This is a genomic window from Pandoraea iniqua (assembly GCF_902459685.1).
GTDB classification, from domain to species: Bacteria; Pseudomonadota; Gammaproteobacteria; order Burkholderiales; family Burkholderiaceae; genus Pandoraea; species Pandoraea iniqua.
The window spans coordinates 430,372-449,766 of the sequence record NZ_CABPSF010000002.1 but is presented as its reverse complement, the minus strand read 5'-3'; the positions used below and the strand labels follow the sequence as shown (position 1 = coordinate 449,766).

Below are 19,395 nucleotides of genomic sequence, written 5' to 3'. Positions count from 1 at the left end.
CCGGCGCCCCGCGAGGGGCGCAATAACCATCTTCCATCCCTACGAGTATTTAATTAATAGTACTAATCATAAACTCATGAAAAAAATCAAACATTGGTGGATCGGGGCGGGCGTGGCGCTTGCCACAGCGGGAGCGAGCCAGATCGCTGCTGCGCAGTCGAACGTGTCGTTGTACGGGGTGGTCGATGTCTACGTCGCCGCCCAGAAGGCCCTTGGCAAAGAGCGCGCGTGGAACGTGAGCCCGGGCGGCATGGCGACCAGCTTCTGGGGCATCGGCGGGCGCGAGGATCTGGGCAATGGCTACGCGGCCGTCTTCGCTCTCGAAGCGTTCTTTCAACCGAATAACGGCGGCACGGGACGTTTTGCCGGCGACACCTTCTTCGGACGCAATGCCTATGTCGGCCTGTCGACGCCGGCTGGCGCGTTCCTGATCGGACGCAACACCACGCCGTATTACGTCTCGGCGTTGCGCTTCAACCCGTTCTCGACCTCGTTCGCCTTCTCGCCGGTGCTCAACCACATGTACAAGGGTGTTTCGGGTCAGGGGCTCGCTGGCGACAACGGCTGGAACAACTCGTTGCTCTACACGACGCCAGGCGGCAGCGACTGGCAGGCGAGCCTGATTTACGGCACGGGCAATAAGGCCGGTGCGCAAGGGCAGAACCAGTGGGGCGGCAACGCCATTTACGCGCATGGTCCGTTCTCGGCAACGGTGGCGTATCAGCAAGTGCGCTACGACAAGACACCGGGCGATCTGACCACACAAATCGCCGGGTTCAACTTGCAGTCGGCGGTCATGGCTGCCGTGGGTTACGACTTTTCGGTGGTCAAGATCACCGCGCTCTATCAATACCTGCACGACGGTATCGACAGCGGCGACCTGAACACGCATAGCGGGCAAATCGGCGCATCGGTGCCGATCGGCAACGGCGCCCTCCTCGCCTCGTGGATGTATGCCAAGAGCCACGGCCGGGGCGACCCGATCCGCTCGACGTGGTCGGTCGGCTACGACTACCGCCTCTCTAAACGCACCGACCTGTACGCGGCCTATATGCAAGATCGCGCGACCGGTTACTCCAGCGGCAACACGGCCGGTGTCGGCATGCGGATGGCCTTCTGATATGCACCCACTTCATGCCCCGGCCGCAGCGAACGGTTCGACCGATCGCAACCCCGATGACGCGCAGTCCATGCGCCCGTTCATCGCAGCCCTCGCGCAACGCGGCGAGTTGTTGCGGGTCGGCGAACCCGTTGATCCGCAGTTCGAAATCTCGGCGTGGCTCGCGCAGTTGGCCGATGGGCCTGCTGTGCAGTTCGACAGCGTGACCGGTCACGCGCAAGCGGCCATCGGCAATCTGCTGAACTCGGTAGAGCGCATTGCGCTGGGCCTCGGTATCTCGCGTACTGACATGCAACAGCGCATCGTCTCGGCCATCGAGCAAGGCATTGCGCCGCAACGGGTGGCACACGGCGCCTGTCAGGAAACCGTGATCCACACGCCGGACCTGCGGCGGGAGGTCCCTGCGCCGCTGTTCTTCCCGGGGGAGACCGGGCCGTACATCACGGCGGGCGTCATCTTCACGCGCGACAGCCGCACTGGCAAAGGCAATGTGTCGTTTGCGCGCGTGAAGCTGCTCGACGGCAACCGGGGCATGGTGGGCATCGCGCCCAATCATCACCTTGCGGTCATGGCGCGCGAGGCCAAGGCGCGTGGCGAGACCTTGCCGATTGCGGTGACGGTCGGCAATCACCCTGCCGTGCTGATCGCCGCCGCGCTGTATCTGCGTTTGGGCGACGACGAACTCGACTGCGCCGGTGCGCTGCTGGGCGAGCCGGTTCGCACTGTCGCCTGCAAGACCATCCCGCTGGACGTACCCGCTGCCTGCGAGTGGGTGCTGGAAGGCACGCTCGATATCGACGAGCAGCACGACGAGAAGCTCGTCTCGGAATTTCACGGCATGTACGAGCCGTATGGCAGCGGCCCGGTGGCGACGTTCCATTGCCTGACCCGGCGCAACGATGCGTTGTTCCAGATCATCGAGCCGGGTTACTACCCGGAGCACACGCTGATTGGCGGCGTCGCCATCGCTGCGGGGCTCGCTCGCTCGCTGCGCGCCGTTGCGATTCCCGTGCGCGAGGTGGCCGTCGGCCACGGCGGTTGCGGGCGTCTGAACGCCGTTGTGAGTCTGAGCGCGCATCGGGCAGGCGATGCCCAGAAAGCGATGTTCGCGTTGTGGGGCAGCGTCAATCTGATTAAGAACATCACGGTCGTCGACGACGATGTCGATCCTTGGAACGCCTCGCAAGTCGAATGGGCCGTCGCGACACGGATGCGGCCCGACCGCGACATGCTGGTGATTCCCGGCGGGCGCACCGACCGGTCCGAGCCGATCAAGCAAGACGGTGTGGCCACCAAGCTCGGGCTGAACGCGACACGCCGGGCATGCGACCGCCCGGACTGGACGCGTGCAGTGCCGCCGCCCGATGTGATGGAGAAGGTTGCGCAGCGAATTGCGGCACAGCCCTTAGCCAAGACCTAGCAAGTGCCTAGCCAACCCTTAACGTGGTGTTATGTGTTTCGAATATTAAGTCACACGACGTCATTCCCGAACTTCCCTAGCATCCTGATTATCCCGGCGGCGCGAGCGCATTGCCGGAACGACATCCGCCTGGAGACTCTTACATGAAAGACGTGCTTATCGACCCGGCTGCCGAGCCCGTGCCGCGCGCCCACCCCAAACAGGGGAACGCGGGCCGCCGCGCCATCATCGCCGCGTCGGCCGGTAACGCGCTGGAGTGGTACGACTTCACGATCTACGCGCTCTTTGCCGTCTATATCGGACAGAACTTCTTTCACGACAGCAACCCGACCGTGCAGTTGATGGGGTCGTTTCTCGCCTTCGGGCTCGGTTATGTCGCCCGCCCGCTGGGCGCGCTGCTGATCGGCTCGTATGGCGACCGCAAGGGCCGCAAGGCCGCGCTCACGCTCACCATCATGCTGATGGCGTTCGGCACACTGCTCATCGCCATTGCGCCGCCTTACACGGCCATCGGCGTGGGTGCGCCGCTGCTCATCGTGTGCGGCCGCGTGCTTCAGGGCTTCTCCGCCGGCGGTGAAGTCGGCAGCGCGACGGCGTTTCTTGCCGAACACGCCCCGGCCGACAAGAAAGGTCAGTATGCGTCGTGGCTGCAAGCCAGCATGGGCATCTGCAATATCTTCGGCGCGCTGGTGGCAACGCTCGTCACGACGGTGTTCACGCAGGATCAGATCACCGAATGGGCATGGCGCATTCCGTTCATCATCGGTCTGGCGATTGCCCCGGTCGGTCTGTGGATGCGTAAGGCGCTCGACGAAACGCCGCACTTCAAGCTCGAAGCCCAACGCATGAAACAACAGGGCGACGTGAAGAAGACCCCTTTGCTTCAGGTGCTGCGCGAACATCCGGCACAACTGCTGATCGGTTTCGGTCTCTCGGTGCTGTGGGCCGCCGGCCCCTACGCCCTCATCATCTTCATGCCGATCTACGTGCAGAAGTCGATGGGCTTCACCAGCTCGCAGGCGTTTCTCGCGGCGTTTATCGGCAACTTCTTCCTGACGGCGGGCTGTGTGTTGTCGGGCACGCTCTCCGACAAGTTCGGCCGCCGCACGATGCTGCGTCTCGGCGCGGTCGCCCTGCTCGTCGGTGTGTACCCGCTGATGATGTGGCTTGGTGCATCGCACACGACGCTCACGCTGGTCATCGTGCAATCGGCCTTCTGCGCCATGATTTCGCTGTTCGTGGGTGTCGCGCCCGCCGCACTCTCCGAGATCTTCCCGACGGCCGTTCGCTCCTCGGGCATGTCGCTGTCGTATAACGCGGCCGTCACGCTGCTTGGCGGCTTTGCCCCGGCGATTCTCACGTGGATTACCTACACCACGGGTGTTGCCTTCGCACCTGCCTTGTACGTGATGGGCGCAGCCGTGGTGACGCTCGTCGCCGTGGCCTTCATGCCCGCGCGGCGTGCCGACTAAGCGCTGATCTGGCGCTGATCGGGCGCTGACCACAATCGACGCATCAGACGCGTCAGGCGCATCCCCGGTAACCACGGGCGGTGCGCCTCCTCACTTCTCACCCAACAGGGAGTCCGACATGCAGGCTGGCATGCTGCAAGGCGTCCGCATTCTCGATTTCACGCGCGTACTAGCCGGACCGTATTGCACCGCGATGCTGGCCGATCTCGGCGCGGAGGTCATCAAGGTAGAACCGCCGGCCGGTGACGACCAGCGCTACATGGGGCGGATGGTTCAGGGCGAGAGCGCCAACTTCGTGCTGAACAATCGCGGCAAGCAGAGCCTGCGGCTCGATCTCAAGCATCCCGACGGGCAACAACTCGCCCAGCGGCTCGCGCAAGTCTGCGACGTCGTCGTCGAGAACTTCAAACCGGGGGTGGCCGAGCGTCTGGGCATCGGCTACGCGCAACTCGCCGCGCTCAATCCCAAGCTCGTTTATTGCAGCATCTCGGGTTTCGGCCAGCAAGGACCCAACGCCGGACGTCCGTCTTACGACGTCGTCGCGCAAGCCATGAGCGGCATCATGAGCGTGACCGGCGAACCCGACGGTGCGCCCACGATGGTGGGCGAATCGATCGGTGACATCTGCGCCGGGCTGTACGCCGCGTGGGCCATCATGGCCGCGATGTTTGCGCGCGAACGTACCGGCAGCGGACGGTATATCGATGTCGCGATGCTCGACTCGCTGATCGCCATTCAGCCAACGGCACTCTCGCAATTCCTGTTCGGCGGCAAAGTGCCCGCACGCGTCGGCAACCGGCATCCCATGAGTTCACCGTTCGGTGCCTACGAGGCCCTCGACGGCCATCTTGTCATCGCGGCGGCCAACGACAAACTCTTTCACGCGGTCGCCCTGCTGATCGGTGCGCCCGAGTTATGTACCGATCCACGCTTCGTGACGGACACGTGGCGCAGCCAGCACGATCACGAATTGCGTGCGCACATCGAACGTTGGTCGAAGACGCAGCGGGTGTCAGATGCCGTCGATGCGCTGACGCGCGCGGGCGTGCCCGCCGCCCCGATTCAGGACATTGCGCAAGCGATCGAGGGCAGCCACGTCGTGGCCGATGTCACCCACCCGGTACTCGGTGCCAGTCAGGTGATGCGCCAGCCCGTGCAGTTTTCAGGTGAACCACAACCCGGCGCAGCGCCAGCGCCGATGCTCGGCCAGCACACCGACGATGTGCTCGCACGCGTGCTTGGCCTGTCGGCCGACGCCATCGCGCAACTGCACCGGGACAACGTCGTCTAGCGCGACGCGGTGCCGCCGTATCCGATAAAAACAAGGAGACCCCATCGTGGACATGCGTTTCAGTCCCGAGGAAGAACAGTTTCGTCTCGAAGTCCGGGACTTCCTCACCCGTCATCTGCCGCAAGACATCCGCCTGAAGGTCGAGCACGGCCAGCGCCTGCACAAGCAAGATTACGTGCGCTGGCAGGACATTCTGCGCACCAAGGGCTGGTATGCCGTGAACTGGCCCGAGGCGTTCGGCGGCCCGGGCTGGAGCCCTGCGCAGAAGTATCTCTTCGCGCAGGAGTACGGTGCCCTGCCCTGCCCGCCGCTCGTGCAGTTCGGCGTCAACATGGTCGGCCCGGTGATCTACACGTACGGCAACGACGAGCAGAAGCAGCGGTTTTTGCCGCGCATTCTGGCCAATCAGGACTGGTGGTGTCAGGGCTATTCGGAACCCGGCGCCGGCTCCGATCTAGCCTCGCTCAAGACGAGCGCGGTGCGCGATGGCGACCATTACGTCGTGAACGGTTCGAAGATCTGGACCACATGGGCACAGTGGGCCGACTGGATGTTCGCGCTCGTGCGCACAAGTCACGAGGCGCGGCCGCAGCAAGGCATCTCGTTCCTGTTGCTCGACATGAAGTCGCCGGGCATCACCGTGCGGCCGATCCGATTGCTCGATGGCGACGCCGAGGTCAACGAGGTGTTCTTCGACAACGTGCGCGTGCCGGTGTCGCAACGCGTCGGCGATGAAGGCGTCGGCTGGTCGTACGGCAAGTTTCTGCTCGAACACGAGCGCTTCGTGATTTCCGGCGTGGCGCGCTCGCGGCGGCTGCTCGGTCAACTCGAAACCCTCGCTCGCGCACGCACGGATGGTGTCGGCAACAGCCTGTGGACCAGTCAGGCCATTCGCCTTCGTTTCGCCGATCTGCAAACGCAACTGCGCGTGCTGGAGTTGACCGAGTTGCGCTTTCTCAGCGCGATGAACGCCGGCCAGAGCCCGGGCGTGGCCGCTTCCATCCTGAAGATTCGCGGCACCGAAATCGAGCAGGCGATCAGCGAGCTCGCACTCGAATGCATGGCGCTCGACGTCGCGGCGTTCGACGAGGCGTTTCTCGATGGCCAGCACGGCACATCGGTAACCGCCGACGGTGCCGCCGCCGCAGGTCCGGCGTACTTCAATCTGCGCAAGGTCTCGATCTGGGGCGGGTCCAACGAAATCCAGCGCAATGTGCTGGCCAAGCAGGTATTGGGATTGTGAGCGCGCCATGAACTTCTCGACAAACGAACTGCAACGCATGCTGCAAGACAGCGCGCTCGACTTCGCGCGGGCGCACGGTGACTACGAGCGCCGCCGCAAGCTCATCGCCAGCCCCGCGGGGTTCAGCGAAGACGACTGGCGCCTGATGGCGGAACTAGGCTGGTTCGCCGTGTTGCTGCCCGAGGCCATGGGCGGCATCGGCGGCGGGCCGGTCGAAGCCATGTTGATTACCGAAGCGCTCGGCCAGTCGCTGGCCACTGAACCGTTCCTGTCTACGGCGGTGCTCGGGGCACGCGCGATCAGTGCGCATGGCACGTCAACGCAGCAGGCAAACCACTTGCCGGGCCTCGCCGAAGGCAAGTTGCGCACCGCCTTCGCGTATTACGAACAGGGGGCGCAGCAGAACCGGTATTGGTCGCAGCTACCGCTGCGTGCGGCGGCAGGCGGCTGGGTGCTGCACGGCGACAAGCACATGGTGTTCGACGGCCCCTCGGCCGGACTCTTCATCGTGGTGGCACGCAGCGCAGGCGCGGCGCACGAACGCGACGGGCTCACAGTGCTACTGGTGCCCGCCGATGCGCCGGGTCTCACGCAACGCGACTTCACCCGTCTTGATGGCGGCCGGGCGTGTCATCTGTCATTCGATCAGGTCGCAATCGCCCAGGAGAGCGTGCTGGGTGAGCCCGGGCGTGGTGCCGAGGTGATCGACGATCTGTTCGGCTGGGGCATTGCTGCGCTGTGCGGTGAGGCGCTCGGGGTCATGCAGGTGTTGCACGACGCCACGCTGGATTACCTCAAGACCCGTCAACAGTTCGGCCGGCCCATCGGGAGCTTTCAGGCCCTCGCGCATCGTCAGGTCGATATGTACGCGGCACTGGAGCAGACCCGCTCCATCGCGCTAGCCGTCAACATGGCGATGGCGGACGATCTGCCCGAAGCCTCACGTCTGCAATCGATGGCGAAGGTGCAGCTCGGGCGCGCGGCCAGCATCATCGGTCAGGGCGCGATTCAACTGCATGGCGGCATCGGCATGACGGAGGAGTTGAACGTGGGGGCGTACTTCAAGCGGCTGACCGTCATGAACGCGCAATTCGGCACGGCCGAGCATCATCTTGCGCGTCTGGCTGAGTGAGCTTTGTGGGGACTTGGGAGGTCTAGGGAGCCTCATCGTATCGCGCGGATGACCGCGCTTACGATGCTTACGACGCTTCCATCAACGCGAGCGACCGGTACGCCACCGATGGCGCCACGACGACGCAGTTTCTGCCGTTGGCTTTCGCGGCATAGAGGGCCGCGTCGGCTCGCGCCATCACGGCGGCCAGTGTATCGCCCTCGCCGAACTCATCGACACCCGCACTGAGGGTAGACACCACGTCGCGCCCCTGAACACCGGCGCCCGAGGCCGCCACGATGGCGCGCAGCCGGTTGACGAGGCGCCCGGCGTCCTCTCGTGTTGTTGACGGCAGCAGCAGCGCAAATTCCTCACCGCCGATTCGCCCGACCAGATCCCCCTGCCGGACTTCGCGCGAAATCACGGACGCCACGTGGGCGAGCGTCTTGTCGCCTGCGGCGTGCCCGAACCGGTCGTTGGTGACCTTGAAGTTGTCGATGTCGAGGATTGCAATCGATAGCGTCGAGCGCGTCGCCACGGCGGTTTCGAGGATGGCCTCCGCCCGCGCGATGAAGGCGCGTCGGGCCAGCACACCGGTCAGATCGTCAAACGTCGCCAGTCGCTCCATCCGGTCAGCCAGACGGTCATGCGCGAGCATCACCATGCCGACGGACAGGCACGGCAGCGTCAGCGTCGCCATGCCGAGGAACATGACGTTCAGCGGCGTCGCCTGCAAGAACACCGTCTCGTGGGCGAATCCGAGTCCGTAGGCGATGCAGCGCACGCCATGTACGACGGCCCCCAGCACGGCCGCGATCGACACGAAGTAATAGGCATATTTGGGTCTGCCGGCGGGCCGGTACTTCAACACCATCCAGCCGATCTGGAACCGCACATAGGCGATGAACCCAGAGACCATGGCGCTGCGCGCGTCCACGTGGGGCGACAGAAAGGTCCAGTAGACCAGCAGCACGAGAATGGCGACAACCGCCACGTATTCCCAAGCGAACGTGGTTCGGGTATGCAGAAATTGCCGGAAACCGTGAAGGCCGAGCATCGAGGCGGTCACCAGCAGACTGCTCGCGATCACCACGATCAGGTCGGTCGGCCCGGCCAGAAGCAGCCCCGCCGTAACAGCCAGCATGGCACTTGCGACGCCCCATAAGCGTATGCCCGGGACACCCGTCCGGAACAGCGAGCCAAGAATGGCAACGCTCATGAGGCACGACAGAATCGCAATGCTGATGAATACGGCCGAAATGGACATAGCTACGGGGTCGGGGGGGCTGTGTTTCACATATGTCCGCCAGCATAGCCGAAGTCGATGACCCCGCATCGCCGTTGATGAGAATTGCAACGAAACGGGATGCACCGCCCCATGCGACCCCGGCATATCGCTACCGTGGTTCGTGGTTGGTCGGAACCGGTGGCATGACAAGCTGCCCGAGCTCACCGCGTTGATACGCCCTGATCCGGTCTTCAAGCTGTTCGCGCGTGTTCATGACGAACGGGCCATGCTTGGCGATCGGCTCGTGCAGGGCAGGACCGGAAAGCACGACAAAGTGGCTATCCCCCTCAGCGGCGAGTCGAACGGCAATCGCCTCCTGTGCGGCGTGTTCGTCGAGAGCCACCGCGACGGCCTCCCCTTCGTTCAGATGCCGGACGTTCTCATCGACCGTCACGTGCAATCCGCCCGACACGGCATAGATCATCGCGCTCCAACCCCGCGGCACGTCATGGCTGAATTCGGCCGACGGCCAGAGAAATCCATCCAGCAACGTGAACGGCTCGGGCAGTTGCTGCGTGTGAGGTGCTACCACGCCATTGCTGCTGCCTGACGCCACCCGTACACGGACTCCCTTCGTCCTGAACTCCGGAATTTCATGGGGCTCCGCATGCACGGCATAGGGCGCATCGAACTTCTTGCTGGCAGGCAGATTCACGAAAATCTGCAACGCATGCACGTGCTGGTTTTCGCCCTCCGGCTGCTCCGTATGCACCGCGCCACGCCCCGCCGCAAACCAGTGCAGCGCCCCCGGATGAATCGGGCCGTGATTGCCGAGCGAGTCGTAGTTGACGTGAGCCCCCACGGCGTCCTCGAACATATACGTCACCGCCGAAATGCCCGCATGCGGATGCGGCGCAAACGTGGGGCCGGTCATGTGGAAGTGATCGAGCATGACGACCGGGTCCATCAGGCCGTCGAATGCCCGCTCTTCAAAGTGCTTGGCCCGAAAGGCATCGCCAATGGTCATGTCATGACCGGCGACGACTTTCGAGATACGTGCGAACGGGTTCATATCGGCTTACTTGCTCAGCGCGCTCTTGTACTGCCACACGAGGTTGGCAAACGGCATATCCAGATCGGCGTAGACCTGTGCAGCCTTGGGATCGTCGTTGCCGTGCAGCATTTCTACGCCAGCCGTCGCGTAGTCGGTGACGGGAATGCCGGCACCGGCGAGTCGTTGCAGGCCGACCGTACGCTTCGCATCGGTGAACGTGCCCGAGGCATCCAGCACGACACGCGGATCGTAGCCCGCCGCCTTGAGCGACAGTGCCGGGAACGTGGCGCAGACTTCCAGCGACACGCCCGCAATCAACACCTGCTTGCGGCCGGTCTTCTCGATGGCAGCGCGCACGTTGGGATCGTCCCACGCGTTGATCGACGTCCGGGCAATCACCGGCACGCCCGGCAACGCGGCGGTCAGTTCGGGGATGGTCGGACCCCACATGCCGTCGGGTACGGTGGCCGTCATGATGACCGGGATACCGAGCGTCTTCGCGGCCTTGGCCAGCGCCACGACGTTGTGCTTGAGCTGGCCGACGTCCATATCGCGTACGCCAGTGAACAGGCCGATCTGATGATCGACCAGCACCAGCACGGTGTTATCACGCGAGAGCAGCGAGTACGGTGCGCCCGAGGGGGCTACCGCGCTGGTGGCGTTGGCGGCATTGGCAGCATTAGCGACTGGGGCTGCGCTGGCGGTATTCGCCGTCACTGCGGAAGTGGTGGCAACGGCAACGGCGAGCGCGGCGGCCTTCAGGAAAGGTTTGGTTTTCATGGTCTTTGGGAAACGTAGGCATCTGGATCTGGAAAAGGCCCGGCACCTCTGCACCTCTGCGCCGCTGCCTGACTGTCCGGTGCCCATCGGCGCCGGTTGAAATGAATCATATTTATGCAACGACGATAGATAAATATGTCATTTGACAACCCATCGTTGCATGTATAGAACGATGAACATTACCCACACGTACCCGCGGATGCCCGATGAACCCCGTTTCGGTTGATTTGAATGACCTCTATCTGTTTGCGCAGGTCGTTGAGCAGCATGGATTTACGGCGGCGGGAGAGCGGCTCGGCGTCAGCAAGTCGCGAATTTCCCGTCGCATTACCGATCTGGAAGCCAACCTTGGCGTGCGGCTGCTCCACCGCACCTCCCGGCGGCTGAGTCTGACCGACGCCGGTCAGGACCTCTACGAGCATTGCAAGGCCATGATCGCGGAAGCCCGTGCGGGTGAGGATGCGGTTCGCCAGCGCACCGTCGAGCCCTCGGGGCTCGTGCGCGTCAGCATGCCGGTTGTCGTGACCGACATCGTGCTGGCCAAGCTGCTGCCCCGCTTCATGCAGCAGTACCCAAAGGTCAGGCTGGCCGTACAAGCCAGTAACCGGCAGGTGGATCTCATCGAAGAAAACGTCGATGTCGTCGTGCGGGGGATGGCGGTAGAAGTGGAGTCGTCGAGTCTGGTGCAGGCCCCGTTGTGCACGGTGCACTGGGGGCTGGTCGCGAGCCCCGCCTATCTGGCGCGTCACCCGGCGATCGATCGTCCGGACGCGCTACCGCACGGCGACCTGATGGTCTACGCGTCGATCAACGAACCGGTCACGTCGTTGCGACTGATCGGCACGGACGGCACCGTCACCACGCCGATCGTTCACACGCGGCTGCAAAGCGACAACATCGCCGCCCTGAAAGAAGCCGCGCTCGCCGGCATGGGCATCGCCAGCATGCCGTTGTATGCCTGTGCGAACGAAATGGACGCGGGTCTGTTGCAGGTGGTGTTGCCGGAATGGCGCTCGCGGGAAGGCCGGCTCGCCATCCTGTTCCCGACGCGGCGGGGCATGATGCCCGCCGTGCGTGCGCTGGTCGACTTTCTGAAAGACGCGTTGCCGCCGCTACTGCGCTAAGTGTTGGGAGGAAATTGGCAACGCCCGTGCGATCACGTTGACGTGTTGGCTGCGTCCCCCGCCAATGCCTGATCGACGAGCGCCTGCGCTTCACTCAGCAACTGCTGCAAGTGGCTGTCGTCCAGAAAGCTCTCCGCATAGATTTTGTAGATGCTCTCGGTGCCCGACGGGCGGGCGGCGAACCAGCCATGATCGGTGATCACTTTCAGCCCGCCGATCGGCGCATCGTTGCCGGGGGCGCGCGTGAGGATCGCGTTGATGGGCTCGCCTGCCAGCCGTGTCGAATGAATCCGGTCGGGCGACAACGCCGCGAGGCGGGCTTTCTGCGCCGGCGTGGCACTCGCCTCGCGACGCGCTTCGACCGGCGCCCCGAGGGTTTCGGTCAACTTCACGTAAAGCTCGCCGGGGTCGCGCCCGGTGCGGGCCGTCATTTCACCCGCCAGTAACGCCGGAATCAAGCCATCCTTGTCGGTGGTCCAGACCGTGCCGTCCCGGCGCAGAAAACTCGCCCCAGCGCTCTCCTCGCCCGCGACTGCCAGCGAGCCGTCGAGAAGCCCCGGCGCAAACCACTTGAATCCGACCGGCACCTCGTAAAGCCGCCGCCCGAGCTTCGCTGCCAGACGATCGATCAACTGGCTGCCGACGACCGTCTTGCCGATCGCCGCGCTGGCCGGCCAGTCCGGACGCTCGGCGAACAGGTACTGAACCAGCACCGAGAAATAGTGGTTGGCCGGCAGCAGGCCGACGCTCGGCGCCACAATGCCGTGGCGGTCGTGATCGGTGTCGCACGCGAACGCCACGTCGAATTTGTCTTTTTGCGCAATGAGCCGCTGCATCGCGTAGTGCGACGACGGGTCCATGCGAATCTGCCCGTCCCAATCGGCCGGCATGAAGCGGAAGGTCGGATCGATCGTGTGGCGCGTGACCGAAAGATTCAGGTCGTAACGATCGGCGATGGCCTGCCAGTAATGCACGCCTGCCCCGCCCATCGGATCGACACCCATGTGAATGCCGGTGTCGCGCAGCAACGTCATGTCGACGACGTGACGCAAATCGTCGACATAGCTGTTCAGAAAATCGTAGCCGTGTGTCGTCGACGCACGCATGGCCTTATCGAAACTGACGCGAGGCAAAGCGCGCAGCCCGTCGCGCAGCAGATCGTTGGCTTGCGACTCGATCCAGCCGGTGATTTCGGAGGACGCTGGGCCGCCATTCGGCGGGTTGTACTTGATGCCGCCGTTATCAGGCGGATTGTGCGACGGCGTGATGACCACGCCATCGGCAAAGCCAGCGGTGCGCCCGACGTTGTGCGTCAGGATCGCGTGAGAGACGGCGGGCGTCGGTGTGTATTCGCCGCCGGCGGCCACCATGACCTCGACGCCGTTGCCCGCGAACACTTCCATCGCACTGGCGAACGCCGGTTCGGACAGCGCATGGGTATCGATGCCGAGAAACAACGGGCCGTCGATGCCCTGCGCGCTGCGATAGCGGCAGATTGCCTGACACACGGCGAGCACGTGGGTTTCGTTGAAGGTCGCGAGCGACGACACACCGCGATGGCCCGACGTGCCGAATGCCACGCGCTGCGCGGCCACTTCCGGATCGGGAATTCGCACGTAGTACGCCGTGACCAGACGGGCGATATTGACGAGATGGTCCGGCGACAGCGTCTTGCCCGCGAACGGACTGTCCGGCGGACTCGTCTGCGTCGGCATTAACAAATCATTCATGGTGTTTTCCCTGCGATGTTGGCGGGCAAGCGAGGCTTGACGCCATGGCTCATGATCTGCGCTTTAGCGGCGGCGACGACATGCGTGACGTCGAAGCCGAAGTGGCGCGCGAGCGCTTCACGCGGCGCCGACATGCCAAAGGTGTGCAGCCCCAGAATGGCGCCGTCGATTCCGGTGTAGCGCTCCCACCCGAACGACGAAGCTTCTTCGACGGCCACACGGGCTGCGAGTTCAGGCGGCAGCACGCTGTCGTGATACGCCTGCGACTGGCTTTCGAACACCTCCCACGACGGCATGCTGACCACCCGCGCCAGAATGCCCTCGCGACGGAGTTCATCGTACGCCGCGACACATAACGCCACTTCGCTGCCCGAGGCCAGTAGCAATACGTCCGGCGTCGCGTCTTCCAGACCGGCGTCAACGCAGGCGTCGATCAATACATAAGCACCGCGCGAGACCCCGCTGGCACTGGCGTAGCGGGTTCGGTCCAGCACGGGCAACGGCTGGCGCGTGAGGGCCAGACAGACCGGCGTGTGCCGTAGCGTCATGATGAATCGCCACGCTTCCACCACTTCACCGGCATCGGCCGGGCGCATAACGATCATGCCCGGCATGGCGCGCAGTGACGCCAATTGCTCCACTGGCTGATGCGTCGGCCCGTCCTCCCCGAGACTGATGGAGTCGTGCGTCCAGATGGTGATGAGCGGCAATTCCATCATGGCGCCCAGCCGCAACGCGGCCCGGCAGTAATCGGTGAAGATCAGAAAGCTGGACACGAACGGGCGCAGCAGCGACAGACTCATGCCATTGGCCACGGCGCACATGGCATGCTCGCGCACGCCGAAATGAAAATTCCGGCCGGCATACGTGCCGTCGTCATCCGGCGCAGGCGGCTGAAAATCGCCGGCGCCGTCGAACGTCAACCGGGTGAGCGTCGAGGGCGACAGGTCGGCAGCGCCGCCGATCAGCCACGGCACGCGTGCGGCAATAGCATTGAGCACCTGCCCCGATACGGCACGCGTGGCGATGTCGGGTGCCGGTGCATCGAACGTGGGGAGCGAGGCATCCCAGTCATCGGGCAGCTTGCGGGCGCTCATTTGCGCCAGCGCGTCAGCCAGATCGGGATACTGCGCGCGGTAGGCCGCGGACTGTGCGGCCCATGCGGCGTAGGCCTCGGCACCACGGCGACCGAAGTTGTCGCGCAAATGCGCCGTCACGCCGTCCGGTATGTCGAACTGCTTATCCGGGTCCATCCCGTAGAACTGCTTGGCCAGCCGGACTTCGGCTTCGCCCAGTGGCTCACCATGCGCTTCGCGCGTGTCTTGCCGGTGCGGTGCGCCGTAGCCGATATGGCTTTGCACGACGATAAGCGTCGGTGCGTCGTCGGTGTCGAGAAACCGTTGATACGCCGCGCGCAATTGCGCAAGGTCGTTGGCGTCGCTCACGCATTCCACATGCCAGCCGTAAGCGATGAACCGTGCCGCGACATCTTCGGTAAATGCCAGTCGCGTCGAGCCTTCGATGGTGATGTGGTTGTCGTCGTAGATCCAGCACAAGTTAGCAAGCTTCAGGTGGCCCGCCAGCGACGCCGCTTCCGCGCCCAGCCCCTCCATCATGTCGCCGTCGCCACATAGCGCGTAGACGTTATGGTCGAACAGCGCCAACCCGGGGCGATCGTAGGTAGCACTGAGCCATCGCTGCGAAATCGCCATGCCGACGCTGGTGGCAATGCCCTGCCCCAGCGGCCCGGTGGTGGTTTCCACACCGGTCGTCCAGCCGTACTCAGGGTGCCCCGTGCAATGGCTGCCCGCCTGACGGAACGTCTTCAGATCCTGAAGGGTGACGGCCAGCCCATCGTACGTTTGCGGTGTCGGCGCGTCGGGGTCTTCCCCCTTCACGCCGCACAGATGCAGCAGGCTGTAGAGCAACGCACACGCGTGACCGTTTGAGAGCACAAAGCGGTCCCGGTTGGGCCAATGCGGATGTTCAGGGTCGTAGCGCAGAAACCATTGCCACAGGCAGTAGAGCGTCGGGGCCGCATCCATGGGCGTTCCCGGGTGCCCCGACTGCGCCTTTTGCACCGCATCGATCGAGAGCGTGCGCAGCGTATTGATGCACAGCAGGTCGGGATCTTGTTGTTGTATGACTGACGGCTCCATCGAATCACCCCGCAATGAAAATCGGCTAGCGTGAGCGTGCGGCCACCGGCCCGGTGCTGCTCGCCGGCGCAGAGAAATCCTCCGCCAGCAGGTCACCGATGCGCTCGATGGTGATGTCCGGCGGGTCGTAGCGGGCGAGCGCCTCGGCATCGAGCGCGTAGTGCCCTTGACGCGGAAACACTGTTGTCAGCCGATCGCCCCATACACCCTTCATGATCGACAGCAGCCGCAGCTTGTCGTCCACCATCACATAGCGCCGCGCCGGGAAGTCTTTCTCGATGGCGTCGAGCATCAGCTCCTTGTGCACATAAATACGCACCCGCCCTTCGACGGCATCCCAGAAGCCGGCACGCGCGATCTTGCGTGGCTGAAAGACAGCGTCACCATCCGACACGATGACGGTCGGCCCCCAGCGTTGCAGATGCGCGATGACCGCCAGTGCGCTCGGATACCGCAGCGTCTCGAACGGATAGTCCAGCAGAAACGCCGACATCGACAACATGCGCGGATCGTTGATGTCATCGAGTCGAAAACACTGAAGCGCGCCGAGGTAGTCGACGTAGCCGATCTGCAAACGCAGCGATTCGAGAATCGAGAAATAGCGCGCGCACATGGCGTCGTCGAACGACTCGGTCAGGCGCGTGTTCAGGTCGGCCAGAAAGCGATCGTTGTCCAGCAGGGTGTTATCGACGTCGAGCAGAAAAACGACGTCATGCGGCGCGCTCATCATGCGATTCCTCGATTGGCCGTATCAGGCATCTTTGGCCGGTGGCGTCGATGGCGATGGCGACGAGGCCGCCGCTTCCGCGTGGCCGCCAAACTCCTGCCGCATGGCCGACAGCACTTGATTGGCAAAGCCGGCCTGCCCGCGCGAACTGAAGCGCGAGAACAGCGCGGCACTGAGTACCGGCGCCGGCACGGCTTCGTCGATGGCGGCTTCCAGCGTCCAGCGGCCCTCGCCCGAATCCGAAACATGTCCGGCGAACTGGTCGAGTGCAGGGTCTTTGCGCAACGCGTTGGCAATCCGGTCGAGCAGCCACGAATCGATCACACTGCCGTGCCGCCACACTTCTGCAATCTCCGGCAACGCAAAGTCGTACTGGTAGTACTCAGGGTTTCGCAACGGCGCCGTCTCGGCACCGACCTCGTGCGTGTGCTTGCCGATACCCGCCTGTTTGAGGATGTTCAGGCCTTCGGCGATGGCGGCCATCATGCCGTACTCGATGCCGTTATGGACCATCTTCACGAAGTGCCCGGCGCCATGCAGGCCGCAATACAAATAGCCGTATTCGGCCGTAGCGCTGTCGTCGTCACGGGCATGTCCATTGGGCGACGGCGCGACGTTTGCTGCCCCCGGGCCGCCGTTGCCACCCGGCGCAAGCGCACGAAAGATCGGTGTCAGGTAGGTCACGATGTCCTGCTCGCCCCCGATCATCAGGCAGTATCCGCGGGTTAGCCCGGCGATACCGCCGCTGGTGCCGACATCGACAAAGTGAACGTTCTTTTCGCCGAGTTCGGTGCCGCGCCGAATCCCGTCGCGGAAGCTGGAGTTGCCGCCATCGATGACGATGTCGCCCGGCGAGAGCATCGGCGTCAGTTGTGCAAGCGTCGCTTCGACCGCGCCCGCCGGCACCATCAACCAGAGAATGCGGGGCGCCTTCAACATCGACATCATCGCGTCGAGCGAGTCTGCGCCGCTGGCACCCTCGGCTTGCAGTGCCGCCACCGCCGCGGGGCGCACGTCATGAACAACACATTGATGACCGTGGCGTGTCAAACGGCGCACAAGGTCTGCGCCCATACGCCCCAATCCAATCATGCCGACTTGCATAGCGTTCCTCCTGTCGTTGATCAAGCGAGTGAAGATGCTGAGTGCTGCAATAGTGACGTTGGCATTCGGCTAACCCGCGTGGCCTTCGCGGCGCTCGCGGCAATATCGAATCAGTGCGCGGCTGGAGCTGTCGAGCCCGGGCGCCGCCGAGCCGGCGAGCGCTGCCAGCGTGCGCTCGGCCAACGATTTTCCTAACTCTACGCCCCATTGGTCGAAAGCGTCGATATGCCAGATCGTGCTCTGTGTGAACACGCTGTGTTCATAGAGCGCCACCAGCACGCCCAGTGTGGCGGGATCGAGCGTATCGGCCAGCAGGGTATTGGTTGGCCGGTTGCCTTCGAAGACGCGATGCGGCACCAGCCAGTCCGGCACCCCCTCGGCCCACACCTCGTCATTGGTCTTGCCGAACGCCAGCGCTTCAGTTTGTGCGAACAGGTTCGCCAGCAACAGTTCCTGATGATTGCCGATCGGATGCGTGGCACGGCAAAATCCGATGAAATCGCAAGGCACCATGCGTGTGCCCTGATGCAGCAGTTGATGGAACGAATGCTGGCCGTTGGTCCCCGGTTCGCCCCAGTAGATCGGGCCGGTCTGGTAGTCGATGGGCGCACCGTCGAGCGTCACGTGCTTGCCGTTGCTCTCCATGGTCAGTTGCTGCAAGTACGCCGGAAAGCGCTGCATGTCGTGCGCATAGGGGAGCACGGCGGCCGTCTGCGCATCGAAGAAGTTGTTGTACCAGACGGACAGCAGCCCCATGAGCACCGGCAGGTTGCGAGACAGCGGTGCCGTGCGAAAGTGCTGATCCATGGCGTGAAAGCCGCCGAGCATCGAGCGGAAATTTTCAGGGCCCACGGCAAGCATGGTCGACAAACCGATGGCCGAGTCCATGGAATACCGGCCGCCATCCCAATCCCACAGCCCGAACAACTGGTGGGCGTCGATGCCGAACTTCGCGGCCGCTTCGACGTTGGTCGACACGGCGACGAAATGCCGGGCCACCGCGCGCTCGTCGCCCAGCGAGCGCACGATCCATTCGCGCGCCGTGGCCGCGTTGGTCAGTGTTTCCTTCGTGCGAAAGGTCTTCGAACACACGATGAACAGCGTTTCGGCAGGGTCGAGATCCTGCGTCGCTTCGAGAAAGTCGCTGCCATCCACATTCGAGATGAAACGGAACACCATCTCTTTCGATGCATATTGCCGCAGCGCGTGATAGGCCATCACCGGACCAAGGTCCGACCCGCCGATGCCGATGTTCACGACGTTGCGCAGGCGTTTCCCGGAATAGCCTCGCCATTCGCCGCGATGCACGGCCGAGGTGAACGCCGTCATCCGGTCGAGCACCGCGTGCACCTCTGCCACGACATCGTGGCCATCGAGCAGGATCGTCTGCGTGCGCGGTGCGCGTAAGGCGATATGCAGCGCCGCGCGGTCCTCGCTCACATTGATTTTCTGCCCGGTGAACATCGCTTCGATTTGCCGGGGCAGCCCGCAGGCGTTTGCGAGCGAGACGAGCAGGTCGATCGTCTCGGTGGTGATCAGGTTCTTGGCGTAGTCGAGGTACAAGCCGCAGGCTTGCAGCGAAAAGCGCTCGCCTCGGGTGGTATCGGCGGCGAACAGTTGCCGCAGATGCACCCGTCGCATGCGCTGAACGTGTTGCGTCAGGGCGTGCCACGCGGGTAACTCGGTCAGCTTTGCCTTGGACGCCGGACGTCCGGCATTGGCATAGGTGTCTTCGCTCATGGTGTTTAGCGTTCTCACTGCGTTGAAGTGTCGGACTGCGTCGTTGGGATCGCGCGCCCACACGGGCCATACCGAACGCGAAGACGCCTGCA

The 19,395-nt window shown here is 63.8% G+C and carries 15 protein-coding genes; 7 read left to right on the top strand and 8 right to left on the bottom strand.

Annotated features, from left to right (window positions below; all coding sequences use genetic code 11):
• Nucleotides 1-76: 76 nt before the first annotated feature.
• The 6 genes from PIN31009_RS07720 (at nt 77) to PIN31009_RS07695 (ending at nt 7,678) form a co-directional block, all read left to right on the top strand.
• On the top strand, nt 77-1,120 hold the full coding sequence (locus PIN31009_RS07720; RefSeq protein ID WP_150683711.1) for a porin: 1,044 nt from the start codon (nt 77-79) through the stop codon (nt 1,118-1,120).
• A 1-nt stretch (nt 1,121) separates the two neighbouring features.
• Nucleotides 1,122-2,540, top strand: coding sequence for a UbiD family decarboxylase (locus PIN31009_RS07715; RefSeq protein ID WP_150789855.1), 1,419 nt, complete (start codon nt 1,122-1,124; stop codon nt 2,538-2,540).
• A gap of 143 nt (nt 2,541-2,683) precedes the next feature.
• Nucleotides 2,684-4,012, top strand: a complete 1,329-nt coding sequence (locus tag PIN31009_RS07710; protein WP_150789854.1) for an MFS transporter — start codon at nt 2,684-2,686, stop codon at nt 4,010-4,012.
• 118 nt (nt 4,013-4,130) lie between these two features.
• Nucleotides 4,131-5,303, top strand: a complete 1,173-nt coding sequence (locus PIN31009_RS07705) for a CaiB/BaiF CoA transferase family protein (RefSeq protein ID WP_246185548.1) — start codon at nt 4,131-4,133, stop codon at nt 5,301-5,303.
• A 46-nt stretch (nt 5,304-5,349) separates the two neighbouring features.
• Nucleotides 5,350-6,546, top strand: a complete 1,197-nt coding sequence (locus PIN31009_RS07700) for an acyl-CoA dehydrogenase family protein (RefSeq protein ID WP_150789853.1) — start codon at nt 5,350-5,352, stop codon at nt 6,544-6,546.
• A 7-nt stretch (nt 6,547-6,553) separates the two neighbouring features.
• Nucleotides 6,554-7,678, top strand: a complete 1,125-nt coding sequence (locus PIN31009_RS07695) for an acyl-CoA dehydrogenase family protein (RefSeq protein ID WP_174997030.1) — start codon at nt 6,554-6,556, stop codon at nt 7,676-7,678.
• A 67-nt stretch (nt 7,679-7,745) separates the two neighbouring features.
• On the opposite strand, the gene PIN31009_RS07690 is transcribed toward PIN31009_RS07695, so the two are convergent.
• The 3 genes from PIN31009_RS07690 to PIN31009_RS07680 all read right to left on the bottom strand — a co-directional run bounded on the left by PIN31009_RS07690 (nt 7,746) and on the right by PIN31009_RS07680 (nt 10,719).
• On the bottom strand, nt 7,746-8,924 hold the full coding sequence (locus PIN31009_RS07690; RefSeq protein ID WP_150789851.1) for a GGDEF domain-containing protein: 1,179 nt from the start codon (nt 8,922-8,924) through the stop codon (nt 7,746-7,748).
• 130 nt (nt 8,925-9,054) lie between these two features.
• On the bottom strand, nt 9,055-9,957 hold the full coding sequence (locus tag PIN31009_RS07685; RefSeq protein ID WP_246185547.1) for a pirin family protein: 903 nt from the start codon (nt 9,955-9,957) through the stop codon (nt 9,055-9,057).
• A 6-nt stretch (nt 9,958-9,963) separates the two neighbouring features.
• A complete protein-coding gene (locus PIN31009_RS07680) occupies nt 9,964-10,719 on the bottom strand; it encodes an isochorismatase family protein (RefSeq protein ID WP_150683705.1) in 756 nt (251 codons plus the stop codon).
• A gap of 206 nt (nt 10,720-10,925) precedes the next feature.
• Here PIN31009_RS07680 and PIN31009_RS07675 point away from each other — a divergent pair, with 206 nt between their 5' ends.
• Complete coding sequence (locus PIN31009_RS07675) at nt 10,926-11,843, top strand: LysR substrate-binding domain-containing protein (RefSeq protein WP_150789850.1); 918 nt, start codon at nt 10,926-10,928, stop codon at nt 11,841-11,843.
• Between the two features lie 32 nt (nt 11,844-11,875).
• Here PIN31009_RS07675 and pgm read toward each other — a convergent pair whose 3' ends face one another.
• The 5 genes from pgm to pgi form a co-directional block, all read right to left on the bottom strand.
• Nucleotides 11,876-13,573 carry a phosphoglucomutase (alpha-D-glucose-1,6-bisphosphate-dependent) gene (gene pgm / locus PIN31009_RS07670; RefSeq protein ID WP_150789849.1) on the bottom strand — a complete coding sequence of 566 codons (1,698 nt, stop codon included), beginning with the start codon at nt 13,571-13,573 and terminating at the stop codon, nt 11,876-11,878.
• Nucleotides 13,570-15,732, bottom strand: coding sequence for a transketolase (gene tkt, locus PIN31009_RS07665; protein ID WP_150789848.1), 2,163 nt, complete (start codon nt 15,730-15,732; stop codon nt 13,570-13,572). Before tkt ends, pgm begins: the two co-directional genes overlap by 4 nt.
• A 25-nt stretch (nt 15,733-15,757) precedes the next feature.
• Nucleotides 15,758-16,459, bottom strand: coding sequence for an HAD family hydrolase (locus PIN31009_RS07660; protein WP_150789847.1), 702 nt, complete (start codon nt 16,457-16,459; stop codon nt 15,758-15,760).
• Nucleotides 16,460-16,483: 24 nt separating this feature from the next.
• Entirely contained in the window at nt 16,484-17,563 is a 1,080-nt protein-coding gene (gnd, locus tag PIN31009_RS07655; protein ID WP_150683701.1) for a phosphogluconate dehydrogenase (NAD(+)-dependent, decarboxylating), read from the bottom strand.
• A gap of 69 nt (nt 17,564-17,632) precedes the next feature.
• Complete coding sequence (gene pgi / locus PIN31009_RS07650; protein WP_150789846.1) at nt 17,633-19,303, bottom strand: glucose-6-phosphate isomerase; 1,671 nt, start codon at nt 19,301-19,303, stop codon at nt 17,633-17,635.
• Nucleotides 19,304-19,395 lie beyond the last annotated feature (92 nt).